Here is a 16,422-nt window from a genome sequence, read left to right as displayed (position 1 = left end):
GACGATGCGTGTGGCATAGGACCCGGGAGTAGGCGCTTATACCATCTCCCGCCCTGCCGTGCGAACAACTTCTGTTATTCGGCGCAAACTGCTGAAAGCAGACGGTCGTTGGGGTTACTGTCAGTTTCGTGTTCGCTGCAGAACGTCGCCAATTGATCCTCGAAATGGTGCGAGCGAACGGTGCCGTGTCGCTCCGTGAACTCGCCCGCGTCGTCCAGACCTCCGAAGTGACCGTACGACGGGACGTGCGCGCGCTGGAGGCAGAAGGACTCCTCGACCGCCGGCACGGCGGTGCGGTACTACCGGGCGGGTTCACGCGGGAGTCCGGCTTTCCGCAGAAATCGCATCTCGCGACCGCCGAGAAGACGGCCATCGCCGACCTCGCCGCGGGTCTCGTCGAAGAGGGCGAGGCCGTCGTGGTCGGGGCGGGTACCACCACTCAGGAGCTGGCACGCCGGCTCGCGCGGGTACCCGGGCTGACCGTGGTCACCAACTCCCTGCTGGTGGCCCAGGCGTTGGCCCATGCCAATCGCGTGGAGGTCGTGATGACCGGCGGCACCCTGCGCGGGTCCAACTACGCCCTGGTCGGCAGTGGAGCGGAGCAGTCCCTGCAGGGGCTGAGGGTCTCCAGAGCCTTCCTGTCCGGGAGCGGGCTCACGGCCGAGCGCGGGCTCTCCACGTCCAACATGCTGTCGGCGTCCGTCGACCGTGCGCTGGTGCAGGCGGCCGCCGAAGTCGTCGTCCTCGCCGACCACACCAAGCTCGGCACGGACACGATGTTCCAGACCGTGCCGACGGACCTCATCACCCACCTGGTGACGGACGAGCCGCCCGCGCACGACGACCGCGCGGCCACCGAACTGCAGGCCCTGGCCGATCAGGGCGTACAGATCGCGGTCGCCGGGGCGTCGGGCAGCGGTTCGGCGGGAGGTGAGCCCGTCGCCGCGGGGCGTCAGCCGCGCCGGGACATGCCCCTGCCCGGCCCGCGCCGCAGCCAAGTCCCCGGGGGTGGCCCGCAACTGCGCAGCGCGACGGCCCTGGGGGAGCAGCCCGCGGGAGAACGCGCGCGCGTTGCGGACCTGCGCCGCCGATAGCGCGAAGTCGCGACTGCCCGGACAGGCGCAGTCACCTCGTCGTGCATCCGGCGCCCGTGGCGTACGACTCCGGCGCGTCGGGCGCACGACTTGGGTGCGTCCGGTGTCTCCCGTGCGCTCGCGGCCGTGGCCCGCACCCGCCCCCACGGCGCTCGAACGGCCGTCGCCCCCGTCCGCCGCGTGGAAAAGCGAAGCGCCCGGCGGACCCGCTGTTCCAGGTCCGCCGGGCGCCTCGATGGACGCTGTGTCAGTCCTTGATCTCGCAGATGGCCGCGCCGGAGGTGATGGACGCGCCGACCTCGGCGCTGAGGCCCTTGATGGTGCCGGCCCTGTGCGCGTTCAGCGGCTGCTCCATCTTCATCGCCTCCAGGACGACGACCAGGTCGCCTTCCTGGACCTCCTGGCCCTCCTCCACGGCGACCTTGACGATCGTGCCCTGCATGGGGGAGGCGAGGGTGTCACCGGAGGCGAGGGGGCCGGACTTGCGGGCCGCGCGCCGCTTCGGCTTGGCACCCGCCGCCAGACCCGTACGGGCCAGGGACATGCCCAGCGACGCCGGCAGGGACACCTCCAGCCGCTTGCCGCCGACCTCGACCACGACCGTCTCGCGGCCCGACTCCTCCTCGGCCTCCGCATCCGCGGCCGCCGTGAACGGCTTGATCTCGTTGACGAACGCGGTCTCGATCCAGCGGGTGTGGATCGTGAACGGCTCGTCGGAGCCGGTCAGTTCCGGCGCGAAGGCGGGATCCCTGACGACCGCGCGGTGGAACGGAATGGCCGTGGCCATGCCCTCGACCTGGAACTCCTCCAGCGCGCGGGCGGCCCGCTGCAGGGCCTCCTTGCGGGTACGCCCGGTCACGATCAGCTTGGCCAGCAGCGAGTCCCAGGCCGGGCCGATGACCGAACCCGACTCCACACCGGCGTCCAGGCGTACGCCCGGGCCGGCCGGCGGGGTGAAGGTGGTCACGGTGCCGGGGGCGGGCAGGAAGTTACGGCCCGGGTCCTCGCCGTTGATGCGGAACTCGAAGGAGTGGCCGCGCAGTTCGGGGTCGCCGTAGCCCAGTTCCTCGCCGTCGGCGATGCGGAACATCTCGCGCACGAGGTCGATGCCGGCGACCTCCTCGGTGACCGGGTGCTCGACCTGGAGACGGGTGTTGACCTCGAGGAAGGAGATCGTGCCGTCGACGCCGACGAGGAACTCCACCGTGCCCGCGCCCACGTAGCCGGCCTCCTTGAGGATGGCCTTCGACGCCCGGTACAGCTCGGCGGTCTGCTCCTGGCTCAGGAACGGGGCGGGCGCCTCCTCGACCAGCTTCTGGTGGCGGCGCTGGAGGGAACAGTCGCGGGTGGACACGACGACCACGTTGCCGTGCTGGTCGGCCAGGCACTGGGTCTCCACATGGCGGGGCTTGTCGAGGTAGCGCTCGACGAAGCATTCGCCGCGGCCGAAGGCGGCGACGGCCTCGCGGACCGCCGACTCGTACAGCTCGGGGACCTCGTCCAGGGTGCGGGCGACCTTCAGGCCGCGTCCGCCCCCGCCGAAGGCGGCCTTGATCGCGATGGGCAGGCCGTGTTCCTCGGCGAAGGCGACGACCTCCTCGGCGCCGGAGACCGGGTCGGGCGTACCGGCGACCAGCGGGGCGCCGGCGCGCTGGGCGATGTGGCGGGCCGCGACCTTGTCGCCCAGGTCGCGAATGGCCTGCGGCGGCGGGCCGATCCAGATCAGTCCGGCGTCCAGCACAGCCTGGGCGAAGTGCGCGTTCTCGGAGAGGAAGCCGTAGCCGGGATGGATGGCGTCCGCGCCGGAGTCCTTGGCAGCCTGCAGGACCTTCTCGATGTCCAGGTAGCTGGTGGCGGGGGTGTCACCGCCCAGGGCGAATGCCTCGTCCGCAGCGCGGACGTGCAGGGCGTCCCGGTCCGGGTCGGCGTACACGGCCACGCTCGCGATCCCGGCGTCACGGCAGGCCCGGGCGACACGGACAGCGATTTCGCCACGGTTGGCGATCAACACCTTGCGCACGATGGCTCCCTCTCCTTGAAACAAGCCGAGTTTAGGGACTGCCGACACGACGTTTCGACCCGTCCCCAGTGGTGAGCTTGCCCACACGGAGCGTGAAACCAGGCTCACTCAAGCTGTGAAATCCCTTGTCGCACCGCCGTACATGGGAACCCACCGGAAAACCCTAGCCTTCAGACGTGGTCAAGGTCTCTATGAAGTAGTCCCGCCGCAGGTCGTGTTTCTTTGTGGAGTCCCTACTAATGGCCCAACGATTCTTTGCCTTCGCCAGACCCCTTGCCCCGCGGTATACCCGTGAGTAGCGTTCGCGATGTCTCGTACTCGGGGTAACACGTGGCGCGCTCGAAAGTGGGTGGGGGCCCGGTGGTCCGCAGACCGGTGGCATGGATCGTGACGGTCGTCCTCTTCGTGGAGGCGTTCGGCGTCGCGCTGCTGAACTGGTTCCTCGGCATGGTCGTCGACCGGCAGGACATGTCCCTGGCCGGCCTCGACCCGCACATGATGTCCGTGTCGTCGAAGGCGGCCGGTGTCGTCTTCGGGCTCTACTTCGCGCTGTGCGGTCTCGCCGCCCTGCTGGTCGCCGCGCGCGACCGCTCCCCGTCGGGCGTCTGGCGCATCTTGCTGATCAGCGCCGCCGTGGTGCACGGCCTGCTCGGCGCCTTCACGGTCGGCCTGGTCGGCTGGGGCGCGTTCGCGTATCTGATGGTGGTGCTCGGGCTGATCCTGCTCACCCTGATGACGTACGACGGCCAGGAGGGCCCGGCCGGCGCACCGCCCGCGGGCACCGGCCCCGAGGGTGGCGGAGCGGCTCAGGGCGAGCCCCGGGGCGGCACCTTGGCGGATGGGGAAACCCCGGAGCCCCCAGGAACCCCGGCGCCCCCGCAGGCCCCGGGAAGCGACGGCCCCGCACCGGTCACCTCCTGAGCGCCTCCCGCGGCCGGGCCCGGCTCACTCCTTCCCGGGCGCCCACAACTCCGTGATGCGGACGCCGAGTTCGGCCAGCAGTCGGCGCACCAGCGGCAGCGAGATGCCGATGACATTGCCGTGGTCGCCGTCGATGCCGTCGATGAAGGGTGCCGAGCGCCCGTCGAGCGTGAACGCCCCAGCCACGTAGAGGGGTTCACCGGACGCGACGTACGCGGCGATCTCCTCGTCCGTCGGCTCACCGAAGCGGACCACGGTGGATGCGGTGGCGGACGCGTACCGGCCGCTGACCGTGTCGTAGACGCAGTGACCGGTCTGGAGCGTGCCCGCCCGGCCGCGCATCGACTTCCAGCGGGCCGTCGCCTCCTCCGCGTCCGCGGGCTTGCCGAGGGCCTCGCCGTCCAGATCGAGCACCGAGTCGCAGCCGATCACCAGCGCACCCATGACCTCGGGCTTCGCCGCCACGACGGAGGCCTTCGCCTCGGCCAGCGCGAGTGCGAGTTCCGCGGGGGTGGGGGCGGCGATGGCGTCCTCGTCGACCCCGCTCACGATGACTTCGGGGTCGAGTCCGGCCTGCCGGAGCAGTCCGAGCCGGGCGGGGGACTGGGATGCGAGCACGAGACGGCGGCGGGGCTGATCGGTCATGCGCTCAGCGTATCCGCGCCCCTCATCGGATGCCGATGACGATCATCGCCAGCAGCATGGCCACCGCCATGAGGACCCCCAGCCGCCGCAACATGTCCTGAGTGTGGCGGAGTTCCTTGGGCGGCTCATTGTCGGGGTCGGACCACAGCATGCCTTCGATCGTGCGTCGATGGCGGGCTTCGGCGCCTGAGTACGCGTACTCAACTTGACCCGGCGCTCTCTGCCCCGCGTACGCCGCCTCATCACGGAGGACCGACGGTGTTGCCGTCGCCCGCAGGACCGAGGATGCGGCCGTCGGGCCGGGCCCTCGGCCGCTTGGAGGGGGCGCGGGTGACTGCGGGCGGTCATGCTCTGCTCGCGCAGTCCCCGCGCCCCTCGGGGCCCGCCTAGCCGGGCCAGTAGGTGCGGGACCAGGATGCCGCGCCCGGCTGGGGCAGTCGGCGGCCTGTGAGGCGGGCCGGGTCGGCCCAGGCGTCGCGAGGGCGCGCCGCGCCCGGCGGTGTGGAGGCCGCCGCCGCGGCGCGGGCTCGGACCACCGCCAGTGCGGCGGCCAGCTCCTCCGGGGTCGGATTACCCCGTACGACCTTGATCGTCATCTCGGCTTCCAAAGGTCCGGGGGCCTACAGGGGGATGTTGCCGTGCTTCTTCGGGGGAAGGTTTTCCCGCTTCGTGCGCAGTTGACGCAGACCGCGTACGACCTGGCGGCGGGTGTCGGACGGCATGATCACCGCGTCGATGTAGCCGCGCTCGGCCGCGATGTAGGGGTTGAGCAGGGTGTCCTCGTACTCCTGGATCAGCCGGGCGCGGGTCGTCTCCGGCTCGTCCGCCTCCGCGATCGTGCGCCGGTGCAGGATGTTGACCGCGCCCTGCGCGCCCATGACGGCGATCTGCGCGGTCGGCCAGGCGAGGTTCAGGTCCGCGCCCAGGTGCTTGGAGCCCATGACGTCGTAGGCGCCGCCGAAGGCCTTGCGGGTGATGACCGTGATCAGCGGGACCGTCGCCTCGGCGTAGGCGTAGATCAGCTTGGCGCCGCGGCGGATGATGCCGGTGTGCTCCTGGCCGACGCCGGGCAGGAACCCGGGCACGTCGACGAAGGTGATCACGGGCACGTTGAAGGCGTCGCACGTGCGCACGAAGCGCGCGGCCTTCTCGCTGGCGTCGATGTCGAGGCAGCCGGCGAACTGCATCGGCTGGTTGGCGACGATGCCCACCGGGTGGCCCTCGACCCGGCCGAAGCCGGTGAGGATGTTCGGCGCGAACAGCGGCTGGGTCTCGAAGAACTCGGCGTCGTCCAGGATGTGCTCGATCACCGTGTGCATGTCGTACGGCTGGTTCGCGCTGTCGGGGACGGTCGTGTCCAGCTCGCGGTCCTCGTCGGTGACCGACAGCTCCGCCTCCTCCGGGAAGACCGGGGGCTCGCTGAGGTTGTTGGACGGCAGGTACGACAGCAGCTGTTTGACGTACTCGATGGCGTCCTTCTCGTCCCCGGCCATGTGGTGGGCCACACCGGAGGCGGTGTTGTGGGTGCGGGCGCCGCCCAGCTCCTCGAAGCCGACGTCCTCGCCGGTGACCGTCTTGATCACGTCCGGGCCGGTGATGAACATGTGCGAGGTCTGGTCGACCATCACCGTGAAGTCGGTGATCGCGGGGGAGTAGACCGCGCCGCCCGCGCACGGGCCGACGACCAGGCTGATCTGCGGGATCACACCGGAGGCGTGGGTGTTGCGGCGGAAGATCTCGCCGTACGCGCCCAGGGAGGCGACGCCCTCCTGGATGCGGGCGCCCCCGGAGTCGTTGATGCCGATGACCGGGCAGCCCGTCTTCAGGGCGAAGTCCATCACCTTGACGATCTTCTGGCCGTAGACCTCGCCGAGGGCACCGCCGAAGACCGTGAAGTCCTGGGAGAACACGGCGACCGGGCGGCCGTCGACCGTGCCGTAACCGGTCACGACACCGTCGCCGTAGGGGCGGTTCTTCTCCAGTCCGAAATTCGTGGTGCGGTGCCGGGCGAACTCGTCGAGCTCCACGAAGGAGTCCTCGTCCAGCAGCAGTTCGATCCGCTCACGGGCCGTCAGCTTGCCCTTGGCGTGCTGTTTCTCGACGGCGCGCTCCGAGCCGGCGTGTGTCGCCTCCTGGACCCGGCGCTGGAGATCCGCCAGCTTGCCCGCGGTGGTGTGAATGTCGATCTCTTCCGGCTCGGACATCGGGATGCGGCTCCCTGCCTGCTCAGTGGGGACGTGAGGGTGAGGTGTCAGTGCACCCGACAGGCGGCGTCTGCCCCGTCGCCTGTCACGGCACTAGGAGAATGCTCAGAAGAACGAACGGTTACTCATCCGTAGCGTAGTGGCGTTGCCCACCGATCAGCAGTGCGGCGTTTACCACACCTAGGCTGGGTTGCATGATGCGCCGAGATGCCTCAGACGCCCATGACCCGTCGAACGACTCCGGGGGCCGTGGCCGCTGGTCAGACCTGGATCGCCCGCCCCTGAACGCCGCCGCGCTGCGCCGGGCGCTGGTGCGGGAGGGCGGGCTGTGGACCGGGATCGAGGTGGTACCCCGCACCGGTTCCACCAACACCGATCTCGTCGCCCTCGCCGCGTCCGGCAAGGCCACCGAGGGCACCGTGCTGGTCGCCGAGGAGCAGAGCGCCGCCCGTGGCCGGCTCGACCGCACCTGGACGGCTCCGCCCCGCTCCGGCCTGTTCTTCTCCGTCCTGCTCAAGCCGGTCGGGGTGCCCGTCGCCCGCTGGGGCTGGCTGCCGCTGCTCACCGGGGTGGCGGTGGCGACCGGGCTCGCGCGGGCCGCGGGCGTCGACACGGCACTCAAGTGGCCCAACGACGTCCTCGTCACCGTGGGCGGCGAGGAGCGCAAGGCCGGCGGGATCCTCGCCGAGCGCGCGGGCGAGGACGCGGTCGTGATCGGCATCGGCATCAACGTCTCCGTCCGTGAGGAGGAGCTTGCGGTGCCCACGGCCGGCTCCCTGGCCCTGGCGGGCGCCCGCTCCACGGACCGTGACCCGCTGCTGCGGGCCGTGCTGCGCGCCCTGGAGGACTGGTACGGCCGGTGGGTCGCCGCGGGCGGCGACCCGGTGGCCAGCGGTCTGCAGGAGACGTACGCGGCGGGCAGCGCGACCCTGGGCCGCCTCGTACGGGCCGAGCTGCCCGGCGACCGTTTCGTCACCGGTGAGGCGGTGGCGATCGACGGCGACGGCCGGCTGGTGCTGGCGACGGAGGACGGTATGCAGAAGCCGGTGGGGGCGGGGGACATCGTGCACCTGCGGCCGGCGTAGGGGAGCGGGGATCGGCCCGGCCGGCACCCGGAGGCCGGTCGCGACCGGCCCGTCCGGCGCTCGTCCGCGAGCGAGGCCGTTCAGGCCGATACGGGGGCCGGGGCGGAGCCCCCGGGGAGCGGTCGCGTCGGAGCCGGAGGCCGCTCCGGGCCCCGGGTGTCCCAGGGTGTCCGCCCCCACCACCGGAGGTTCCCGCCGAGGAGTGAGCTACCGCACACCTGCCGTAGAGTTGACCGCGGTCGATACCTGACCGTGGCAGATCGGAAGGGCAGCACGCGTGACCGTCGACGACACGGGCTCGGGCACGGGCGGACGCCTCGCCCCCGACGGTGAGCCGGGGCGGGACGCACACGCCGAGTCCGACGAGAACCCCCTCGCGCTCCGCCTGGAACAGCTCATCCTGGGAGCGGAGCGCCGCTACACCCCCTTCCAAGCGGCCCGCAGCGCGGGCGTCTCGATGGAGCTGGCGTCCCGGTTCTGGCGGGCGATGGGTTTCGCGGACATCGGGCAGGCCAAGGCGCTCACGGAGGCCGACGTCCTGGCGCTGCGCCGGCTCGCCGGTCTGGTCGAGGCGGGCCTGCTGAGCGAGGCGATGGCGGTGCAGGTGGCCCGTTCGACCGGGCAGACCACCGCCCGGCTGGCCGAGTGGCAGATCGACTCCTTCCTGGAGGGCCTCACCGAGCCACCCGAGCCCGGCATGACCCGCACGGAGGTCACGTACCCCCTGATCGAGCTGCTCCTGCCGGAGCTGGAGGAGTTCCTCGTCTACGTCTGGCGGCGCCAGCTCGCCGCCGCGACCGGCCGGGTCGTCCAGGCCGCCGACGACGAGGAGATGGTCGACCGCCGTCTCGCGGTCGGCTTCGCGGACCTCGTGGGCTTCACGCGCCTGACGCGCCGCCTGGAGGAGGAGGAACTGGGTGAACTCGTCGAGGCGTTCGAGACGACTGCGGCGGATCTGGTCGCCGCGCACGGCGGACGGCTGATCAAGACGCTCGGCGACGAGGTGCTGTTCGCGGCGGACGACGGGGGTACGGCCGCGGAGATCGCTCTCCGCCTCATCGAGACGATGGCGCACGACGAGACCATGCCGGAACTGCGTGTGGGTATCGCCTTCGGCACGGTGACCACCCGTATGGGTGATGTCTTCGGTACGACGGTGAACCTGGCGAGCCGGCTCACCTCGATAGCTCCCCGGGACGCGGTCCTGGTCGACGGCGCGTTCGCGGAGGAACTGATCCGCACGGCCGAGGCGCCCGCCTCCGAGACGAAGGCCGCCGAGGCCGCGGCCGTAGCGGAGAAGGAGGGCGAGGAACCGCCGTCCTACCGCTTCGCGCTCCAGCCGATGTGGCAGCGTCCGGTGCGCGGCCTCGGCGTGATCGAGCCGTGGCTGCTGGCACGGCGTGACGGGACGGCGTAGTCCGTACGTCCCGATCGGCGACCCGGGTCGGACGGGCGGTGTCCGGTGTCCGTGCGTTCCGTCAGTTCTTGGGTGAGGACAGGTCGTTGACGCACAGTCCGATGACCGGGACGCACAGGCCCGGGGCGCTCGTGTCCGGGTCGGAGTCCTCGGGGGTCGTGGTCGGCGAGGGTGTGGGAAGCGGTGCTGCGGACGTCGGCGGCGCCGACGGCTCGGGCGTCTCCGAGGCCGTGGGGGTCGAGGGCGCCTCCGGGATGCCGGTCGCGGGGTCGGCGGCACGCGGGGCCGACGAGGAAGGGTGCGCGGTGGTCCGTGCGCTCGGGGTCGCGCTCACCCCTCCCATGGCGGCGCTCGCTCGGCGGCTCGCGGTCCGCGGGGACGGTGTGGCGGCGACCGAGTCAGCCGTGCTGCCGACGACGTCGCTGCTGCCGATCCGGGGCTGGGCCTCCGCGGTCCCGCCGCCCCCGTCCGTCACCGACCCGGAGGTGAGGCGTACGAGGCTCAGCGCCCCGGCGGCGAGCGTGAGCCCGCCGACGGCGAGGGCCATGCGCCGCGGGCGGGGCTTGCGGTGGCGGCCCGCGGGGCGGCGCCGGAAGGGACCCGGAGCGTCGATTTCCGTCGTCGTGGCTTCCGCGGTGGCCGTGTCCGTCGTCATGGCCGCCCCTCTCCCGGCGTGTCCGCACTTCCACCCTCACGTCATGACGGTGCGCAGGCTATGCGCCGGCGAAGGTCGGATGGGACGGAGACGGCTCAGATTCACTCGAACGGGGACGGGTGGCCCGTGTCCGTCCGAGGATCGCGGCGGCTTCCGCCGGGCCGCTTCGGCTGCGATGATCGGGATGTCGGTAGTTAACCCGCGTTAACCGGGAGGGTGTCATGGCGGAGCAGGGCGACGAGCGGCGGTTCGGCGAGTACGTCGTCGTACGGCGGCACGGGTATGTCGCGGAGCTGGCGCTCGACCGGCCCAAGGCGATGAACGCGGTGTCCACGCAGATGGCGCGCTCGATCGCCGCGGCGTGCGAGCACCTGGCCGCCGACCGGGACGCCCGGGTGACGGTGCTGACGTCGACGCACGAGCGGGCCTTCTGCGTGGGCGCCGACCTGAAGGAGCGCAACTCCTTCACGGACGCCGACCTGGTGCGCCAGCGGCCGGTCGCGCGCGCCGCCTACACCGGCGTCCTGGAGCTGCCGATGCCGACGGTCGCCGCCGTGCACGGCTACGCGCTGGGCGGCGGCTTCGAGCTGGCGCTGTCCTGCGACCTGATCGTGGCGGACCGCACGGCGGTGGTCGGGCTGCCCGAGGTGTCCGTCGGCGTGATCCCGGGCGGCGGTGGCACACAGCTGCTGCCCCGCCGGGTGGGCGCGGCGCGTGCGGCGGAGCTGATCTTCACGGCACGGCGCCTGGAGGCGGCCGAGGCGCGGGAGTTGGGTCTGGTCGACGAGCTCGTACCGGAGGGCCGGGACCGCGCGGAGGCGCTCGGCCTCGCGGCCCGCATCGCCGCGAACTCCCCCGTGGGTCTGCGTGCCGCGAAGCGCGCCCTGAGGTTGGGGCACGGCCTGGACCTGCGGACCGGTCTCGAGGTCGAGGACGCGGCGTGGCGCTCGGTGGCGTTCTCGGGGGACCGGGCGGAGGGGGTGGCGGCCTTCAACGAGAAGCGCAGCCCCAGCTGGCCCGGAGAGTAGCCGCGAGGCGCCCGGCGTCCGCACACCCTGATCGCCGCATCGATGTCCCACATTGTCCTGAACGTCCCTAGCCTGGAGGGATGGGTGAGGACAGTCGGCTGAGGGCCGTGGTGGCGCTGGCGCAGGGGATGGCGGCGGCGCACACTCCGCGGGAGTCCTGGCAGGCCGCCGCCCTCGGCGCGTGCCGGGCGCTCGCCGGGAGCTTCGCCGCGCTCTCCGTGTGGGAGCGCGAGCTGGGGCGGCTGCGGGTCCTGGTCAACGTGGGGGAGCGCGCACCCGCCGAGGAGGAGTTCCCGGAGCACGAGGCGTATCCCGTGCACCAGTTCCCGGAGATCACCGAGTTCCTGCACGAGCGTTGGGCGGGCGGCGGCGGGCCGAGCGCCTGGGTGGAGACCGCGGACGGCTCGGCCGCGGGGCACGCCGGGTACTGCCACCAGCGCGTGGCCGCCCTGCGCCGCCGTCGCCGCGGCTGCTGTGTCGTCGCGCCCCTCGTGCTGCACGGCCGCGCCTGGGGTGAGCTGTATGTGGCCCGCCCGGTCGGCGCCCCCGTCTTCGACCGTGCCGACGCCGACTTCGCCACCGTGCTCGCCTCCGTCGTCGCCGCCGGTATCGCCCAGACCGAACGTCTGGAGGAGGCGCGCCGGCTGGCCTTCACCGACGCCCTCACCGGACTGGCCAACCGCCGCGCCGTCGACGTACGCCTCGACGAGGCGGTCGAGCAGCACCGCGAGGACGGGATCGGGGTCTCGCTCGTCGTCTGTGATCTCAACGGGCTCAAGCAGGTCAACGACACCCAGGGGCATGCCGTGGGCGACCGGCTGCTGGAACGTTTCGGTTCGGTCCTCTCGCTGTGTGGCGCCATGCTGCCGGAGACGCTTGTCGCCCGCCTCGGCGGCGACGAGTTCTGTCTTCTGGCCGTCGGCCCGCCGGCCGACGAGGTCGTCCGGATCGCCGAGGAGGTCTGCCGCCGCGCGGCCGAGCTGGAACTCGGCGAAGGCGTCGCCTGCGGGGTCGCCTCGACCCTGGATCCCATCGGGCCGGTCCGCTCGGCCCGCCGGCTGTTCCGGCTCGCGGACGCGGCCCAGTACCGCGCCAAGGCCCTGCGTGCCTCGAAGCCCGTGGTCGCGGGCCGTGAGGGGCCCGACGATCCGGTCGTACGCCTGGCCGACACGCCTCCGCCCGTGGGGGAGCGCCGCCGGTTCCGTGGGCGTCAGTCCTGAGCGCCGGCCGCCCTGCCGGGGCCACGCCGTCCCCTCGGCCGGGTAAGGGGCCACCCCGCAGTCCACTAGTGACATCATCGAATTCACTGCGTACGCTCCTGAATATGGATATGCACACTGTGGTGGTGGGGACGTCCGGGGTCACCGCGTCCGACGTGCTCGCCGTGGCCCGCGCGGGTGCCCGGATCGAGCTCTCAGAGGAGGCCCTGGCGGCCCTCGCGCAGGCCCGGGGAGTCGTGGACGCGCTGGCGGCGAAGCCGGACCCCGTCTACGGGGTCAGCACCGGGTTCGGCGCGCTGGCGACCCGGCACATCAGCCAGGAGCTGCGCACCCAGCTGCAGCGCAACATCGTCCGTTCGCACGCGGCCGGCATGGGCCCGCGGGTCGAGCGGGAGGTCGTCCGCGCCCTGATGTTCCTGCGGCTGAAGACCGTCTGCTCGGGGCACACCGGTGTCCGTCCCGAGGTCGCGCGGACGATGGCGGACATCCTCAATGCCGGCATCACCCCGGTCGTGCACGAGTACGGTTCGCTCGGCTGCTCCGGCGACCTGGCACCGCTGTCCCACTGCGCGCTGACGCTCATGGGCGAGGGTGAGGCCGAGGGCCCCGACGGCACCGTACGGCCCGCCGCCGAACTTCTCGCCGAGCACGGCATCGCCCCCGTCGAACTGCGCGAGAAGGAGGGACTCGCGCTTCTCAACGGCACCGACGGCATGCTCGGCATGCTGATCATGGCGCTGGCGGACCTGGAGACGCTGTACACGTCGGCCGACGTCACGGCCGCGCTCTCGCTGGAGGCGCTGCTCGGCACGGACAAGGTGCTGGCGCCGGAGCTGCACGCGATCCGTCCGCACCCCGGACAGGGCGCGTCGGCCGCCAACATGCTCGCGGTGCTCAAGGGTTCGGGCCTGACGGGTCATCACCAGGACGACGCGCCGCGTGTGCAGGACGCGTACTCGGTCCGCTGCGCCCCGCAGGTCGCGGGCGCGGGCCGGGACACCCTGGCGCATGCCCGCCTGGTCGCCGAGCGTGAACTGGCCTCCGCGGTCGACAACCCGGTGGTCCTGCCCGCGGAAGGGCGGGTCGAGTCGAACGGCAACTTCCATGGCGCGCCGGTGGCGTACGTCCTGGACTTCCTGGCGATCGCGGTGGCGGACCTGGCCTCGATCGCGGAACGCCGCACGGACCGTCTGCTCGACAAGAACCGCTCGCACGGCCTGCCGCCCTTCCTGGCGGACGACCCGGGCGTCGACTCGGGCCTGATGATCGCCCAGTACACGCAGGCGGCGCTGGTCAGCGAGATGAAGCGGCTCGCCGTGCCCGCGTCCGCCGACTCCATCCCGTCCTCCGCGATGCAGGAGGACCACGTCTCGATGGGCTGGTCGGCGGCGCGCAAGCTCCGGACGGCGGTGGACAATCTGACCCGGGTGCTGGCGATCGAGCTGTACGCGGCGGCGCGGGCCGTCGAACTGCGCGAGGGGCTGACCCCGGCCCCGGCGACCAGGGCGGCGATCACCGCGCTGCGCGAGGCGGGCGTCGGGGGCCCGGGCCCGGACCGCTTCCTGGCCCCGGATCTCGCGGCAGCGGACGGGTTCGTACGGACGGGGCGGCTCGTGTCGGCCGTCGAGGGGGTCACCGGGCCGCTGGCCTGACCGCCCGGCCCGTGGCGGGGGCCGCTGTCGCCGGCGCGACGGCGGCCCTCAGTACGCTTCTGCGCGCTCCCTGCGCACCGAGTACGTCACGAAGCCCGCGCCCACGCACAGGAAGAGGGCGCCGCCCACCACGTACGGTGTTGTGTCCACGGCTCCCGTGTCGGCGAGTTGGGTGTCTGTGGCCGCCGGGTCCGCGGTGGCGTTCGCGTCCGTGGACGCCTGTGTCCGCAGCCCGGACGTGTCCGGTGCCGCGCCCGCGGACGGGACGAACCACAGGGCACCCAGCAGGGTTCCCGCGACGGTGGCGGTCAGCAACGTCCGGCGTGCGGTGGACGATGATCGACGTGCGGCGGACACGAAATACCGATCCCCCTGTGGCGCTTGTGAATTGGCCGAATAGGTCGATGTTAGTGAAAGGTGCGGGTCGCGGGGAAGTCGCCCCTCTTCATATCCGCTCCGGGCCGTACGCTGCCCGCCATGAGCACTCCTGAGACATCACAGTATGTCCGACTTTGCGTTGAATTGGTCGTTCGGGTCGACGACGCGGACACTCTCACCAAGGCCGCCCTGCGCCGTGTCGCGGGCGACCCGGACATGCCCGAGGGCGAGCGCACGTACACCGAGAGCGCCGTGACGGAAGACACTGCGGAGGCCCTCGCCTATATCGTCGATCCGGCCGACCTGGTCAGCGAGGTGCCGGGGGTCGAACTCGTCCAGGCCTCCTGGAGCAGTGAGCAGATCGACTACGACCCTGATTCGCCGGAATGGACCTTCGGTGAGGATGATGAGGTCGATGATGAGGGGGACGAGAACGACGAGGAGGTCGGGCTCGGCTGACGTGCCGTAGGGATGCGGTGCCCCCGGGTGGCCATCGGAGCCCGGGGCTCCGTCGTTTCACGGTGTGTCCCCTGTCGCTCCGCGTGACGCGGAGGCCCTTGCGCACCCATCGGGTCGACGTGGTATGCCCCACATATCCATGGGATGTGGAACGGGGCGAACCGGTCGGGGCGTTGAGGGTTCTACGGGGGACCCATGGCATTTTGGGGAATTCGGCAACAATGGAGAAGCGTGTGATGACGGACAGTAAGCGGCGTAAGTGCCTGACGGCCGCGTCCGCTCTGCTCGGCGGGATGCTCGTGCTCACCGCGTGCAGTGGAGGCAGTAAAGAGGCCGGTGGCAGCGGTGGCGGGGCCACCGCGCAGGCCAACGTCGATGAGGCGGCGGCTCAGAAGGCATCCGAGGCGCAAGTCAAGATCACGCCGGCGGACGGTTCCGACAACGCCTCCATCAACAACGCCGCCAAGGTCACGGTCGCCAAGGGGACGCTGACCGACGTCACCATGACCACCGCCTCCGGCACGCCTGTTGCCGGGCAGATATCCGCCGACAAGAAGAGCTGGGCGCCCAGCGGCCGGCTGGAGCGGGCGACGACATACAAGGTTGCCGTGACGGCTCAGGACTCCGCGGGCCGCGAAGCCCATGAGAACGCCTCCTTCACGACCGTCGCCCCGGCCCACTCCTTCATAGGCAACTTCACGCCGGAGGGCGGCTCCACCGTCGGTGTGGGCATGCCGGTCTCGATCAACTTCGACAAGGCGATCACCAACAAGGCCGCCGTCCAGAAGAAGATCACTGTGACGTCCAGCAGCGGTCAGGAAGTCGTCGGGCACTGGTTCAGCCCCAACCGGCTCGACTTCCGCCCCGAGCAGTACTGGAAGGAAGGCTCCACCGTCACGCTCAAGCTCGACCTCGACGGCGTCGAGGGTGCGAGCGGTGTGTACGGCGTGCAGCAGAAGACGGTCAGCTTCAAGATCGGCCGCAACCAGGTCTCGTACGTCGACGCGCGGACCAAGCAGATGAAGGTCACGCAGGACGGCAAGGTCGTCAAGACCATCCCGATATCCGCGGGTTCGCCGCAGAACAAGACGTACGAAGGCCAGATGGTGATCTCCCAGAAGTTCACGGAGACCCGGATGAACGGCGCGACCGTCGGCTTCAAGGACGGCGACGGCAAGGGCGAGTACGACATCAAGGACGTGCCGCACGCCATGCGCCTGACCACCTCCGGCACCTTCATCCACGGCAACTACTGGGGCAGGGGCATCTTCGGCGTGGCGAACACCAGCCACGGCTGCGTCGGCCTGTCGGACGCCAAGGGCGCGGGCGACCCGAACACCTCGGGTGCATGGTTCTTCAACCACTCGCTCATCGGTGACGTGGTGGTCGTCCAGCACACCGGCGACAAGACGGTCGCCCCGGACAACGGCCTCAACGGCTGGAACATGGACTGGGCCCAGTGGAAGGCGGGTTCGGCCGTCTGACGCCGAACGCCACGCGGTACCCGATCACTTCACCAGGCGCCCGCCGTCCCGCTCAGGGGTGGCGGGCGCCTTGGTGTCCGCACCGCCACGTCGAGGCGCGACGCAGGCTTCTCATCGTTCTGTCAGTGCGGGCTTATGGGGTCATCAGAGTGCCTTCATA

16 protein-coding genes are annotated in these 16,422 nt (G+C 71.4%); 9 read left to right on the top strand and 7 right to left on the bottom strand.

Annotated elements, in window-relative coordinates; genetic code table 11:
- Nucleotides 1-128 precede the first annotated feature (128 nt).
- Nucleotides 129-1,094: a DeoR/GlpR family DNA-binding transcription regulator gene (locus BIV24_RS16445; RefSeq protein WP_079168307.1), complete on the top strand. Its 966-nt coding sequence runs from the start codon at nt 129-131 to the stop codon at nt 1,092-1,094.
- A 247-nt stretch (nt 1,095-1,341) separates the two neighbouring features.
- On the opposite strand, the gene BIV24_RS16440 is transcribed toward BIV24_RS16445, so the two are convergent.
- Entirely contained in the window at nt 1,342-3,114 is a 1,773-nt protein-coding gene (locus BIV24_RS16440; RefSeq protein WP_071367052.1) for an acetyl/propionyl/methylcrotonyl-CoA carboxylase subunit alpha, read from the bottom strand.
- A gap of 360 nt (nt 3,115-3,474) precedes the next feature.
- Between BIV24_RS16440 and BIV24_RS16435 the strand changes: the two genes are divergently transcribed.
- Nucleotides 3,475-4,035: a hypothetical protein gene (locus BIV24_RS16435; RefSeq protein ID WP_071367051.1), complete on the top strand. Its 561-nt coding sequence runs from the start codon at nt 3,475-3,477 to the stop codon at nt 4,033-4,035.
- A 24-nt stretch (nt 4,036-4,059) separates the two neighbouring features.
- Here BIV24_RS16435 and BIV24_RS16430 read toward each other — a convergent pair whose 3' ends face one another.
- The 4 genes from BIV24_RS16430 to BIV24_RS16420 form a co-directional block, all read right to left on the bottom strand.
- On the bottom strand, nt 4,060-4,680 hold the full coding sequence (locus tag BIV24_RS16430; protein ID WP_071367050.1) for a Maf family protein: 621 nt from the start codon (nt 4,678-4,680) through the stop codon (nt 4,060-4,062).
- 22 nt (nt 4,681-4,702) lie between these two features.
- Entirely contained in the window at nt 4,703-4,831 is a 129-nt protein-coding gene (mmpB, locus tag BIV24_RS36050; RefSeq protein WP_107459514.1) for a morphogenic membrane protein MmpB, read from the bottom strand.
- A gap of 235 nt (nt 4,832-5,066) precedes the next feature.
- Nucleotides 5,067-5,276, bottom strand: coding sequence for an acyl-CoA carboxylase epsilon subunit (locus tag BIV24_RS16425; RefSeq protein WP_071367049.1), 210 nt, complete (start codon nt 5,274-5,276; stop codon nt 5,067-5,069).
- A gap of 24 nt (nt 5,277-5,300) precedes the next feature.
- Complete coding sequence (locus BIV24_RS16420) at nt 5,301-6,884, bottom strand: acyl-CoA carboxylase subunit beta (RefSeq protein WP_071367048.1); 1,584 nt, start codon at nt 6,882-6,884, stop codon at nt 5,301-5,303.
- A 194-nt stretch (nt 6,885-7,078) separates the two neighbouring features.
- On the opposite strand from BIV24_RS16420, the gene BIV24_RS16415 reads away from it, so the two are divergent.
- Entirely contained in the window at nt 7,079-7,969 is an 891-nt protein-coding gene (locus tag BIV24_RS16415) for a biotin--[acetyl-CoA-carboxylase] ligase (protein WP_071367047.1), read from the top strand.
- Between the two features lie 277 nt (nt 7,970-8,246).
- Entirely contained in the window at nt 8,247-9,386 is a 1,140-nt protein-coding gene (locus tag BIV24_RS16410) for an adenylate/guanylate cyclase domain-containing protein (protein ID WP_071367046.1), read from the top strand.
- 61 nt (nt 9,387-9,447) lie between these two features.
- Here BIV24_RS16410 and BIV24_RS16405 read toward each other — a convergent pair whose 3' ends face one another.
- Nucleotides 9,448-10,041, bottom strand: a complete 594-nt coding sequence (locus tag BIV24_RS16405; protein ID WP_079168306.1) for a hypothetical protein — start codon at nt 10,039-10,041, stop codon at nt 9,448-9,450.
- A gap of 221 nt (nt 10,042-10,262) precedes the next feature.
- Here BIV24_RS16405 and BIV24_RS16400 point away from each other — a divergent pair, with 221 nt between their 5' ends.
- The 3 genes from BIV24_RS16400 to hutH all read left to right on the top strand — a co-directional run bounded on the left by BIV24_RS16400 (nt 10,263) and on the right by hutH (nt 13,941).
- Nucleotides 10,263-11,069, top strand: a complete 807-nt coding sequence (locus BIV24_RS16400) for an enoyl-CoA hydratase/isomerase family protein (protein ID WP_071367045.1) — start codon at nt 10,263-10,265, stop codon at nt 11,067-11,069.
- A gap of 80 nt (nt 11,070-11,149) precedes the next feature.
- Complete coding sequence (locus BIV24_RS16395; RefSeq protein WP_071367044.1) at nt 11,150-12,289, top strand: GGDEF domain-containing protein; 1,140 nt, start codon at nt 11,150-11,152, stop codon at nt 12,287-12,289.
- A 110-nt stretch (nt 12,290-12,399) separates the two neighbouring features.
- Nucleotides 12,400-13,941: a histidine ammonia-lyase gene (gene hutH, locus BIV24_RS16390; protein ID WP_071367043.1), complete on the top strand. Its 1,542-nt coding sequence runs from the start codon at nt 12,400-12,402 to the stop codon at nt 13,939-13,941.
- A 48-nt stretch (nt 13,942-13,989) separates the two neighbouring features.
- Here the strand turns inward: hutH and BIV24_RS16385 are convergent, their stop codons facing one another.
- Entirely contained in the window at nt 13,990-14,298 is a 309-nt protein-coding gene (locus BIV24_RS16385; RefSeq protein WP_079168305.1) for an LAETG motif-containing sortase-dependent surface protein, read from the bottom strand.
- 120 nt (nt 14,299-14,418) lie between these two features.
- On the opposite strand from BIV24_RS16385, the gene BIV24_RS16380 reads away from it, so the two are divergent.
- Complete coding sequence (locus BIV24_RS16380) at nt 14,419-14,778, top strand: hypothetical protein (RefSeq protein ID WP_071367143.1); 360 nt, start codon at nt 14,419-14,421, stop codon at nt 14,776-14,778.
- Between the two features lie 221 nt (nt 14,779-14,999).
- Nucleotides 15,000-16,262 carry a L,D-transpeptidase gene (locus BIV24_RS16375; protein ID WP_177198737.1) on the top strand — a complete coding sequence of 421 codons (1,263 nt, stop codon included), beginning with the start codon at nt 15,000-15,002 and terminating at the stop codon, nt 16,260-16,262.
- Nucleotides 16,263-16,422: the final 160 nt, after the last annotated feature.

This window comes from Streptomyces colonosanans (genome assembly GCF_001866645.1).
Lineage (GTDB): Bacteria > Actinomycetota > Actinomycetes > Streptomycetales > Streptomycetaceae > Streptomyces > Streptomyces colonosanans.
Note: the sequence above shows the minus strand (reverse complement) of the source record. Positions and strands in the feature narration are given on the sequence as shown.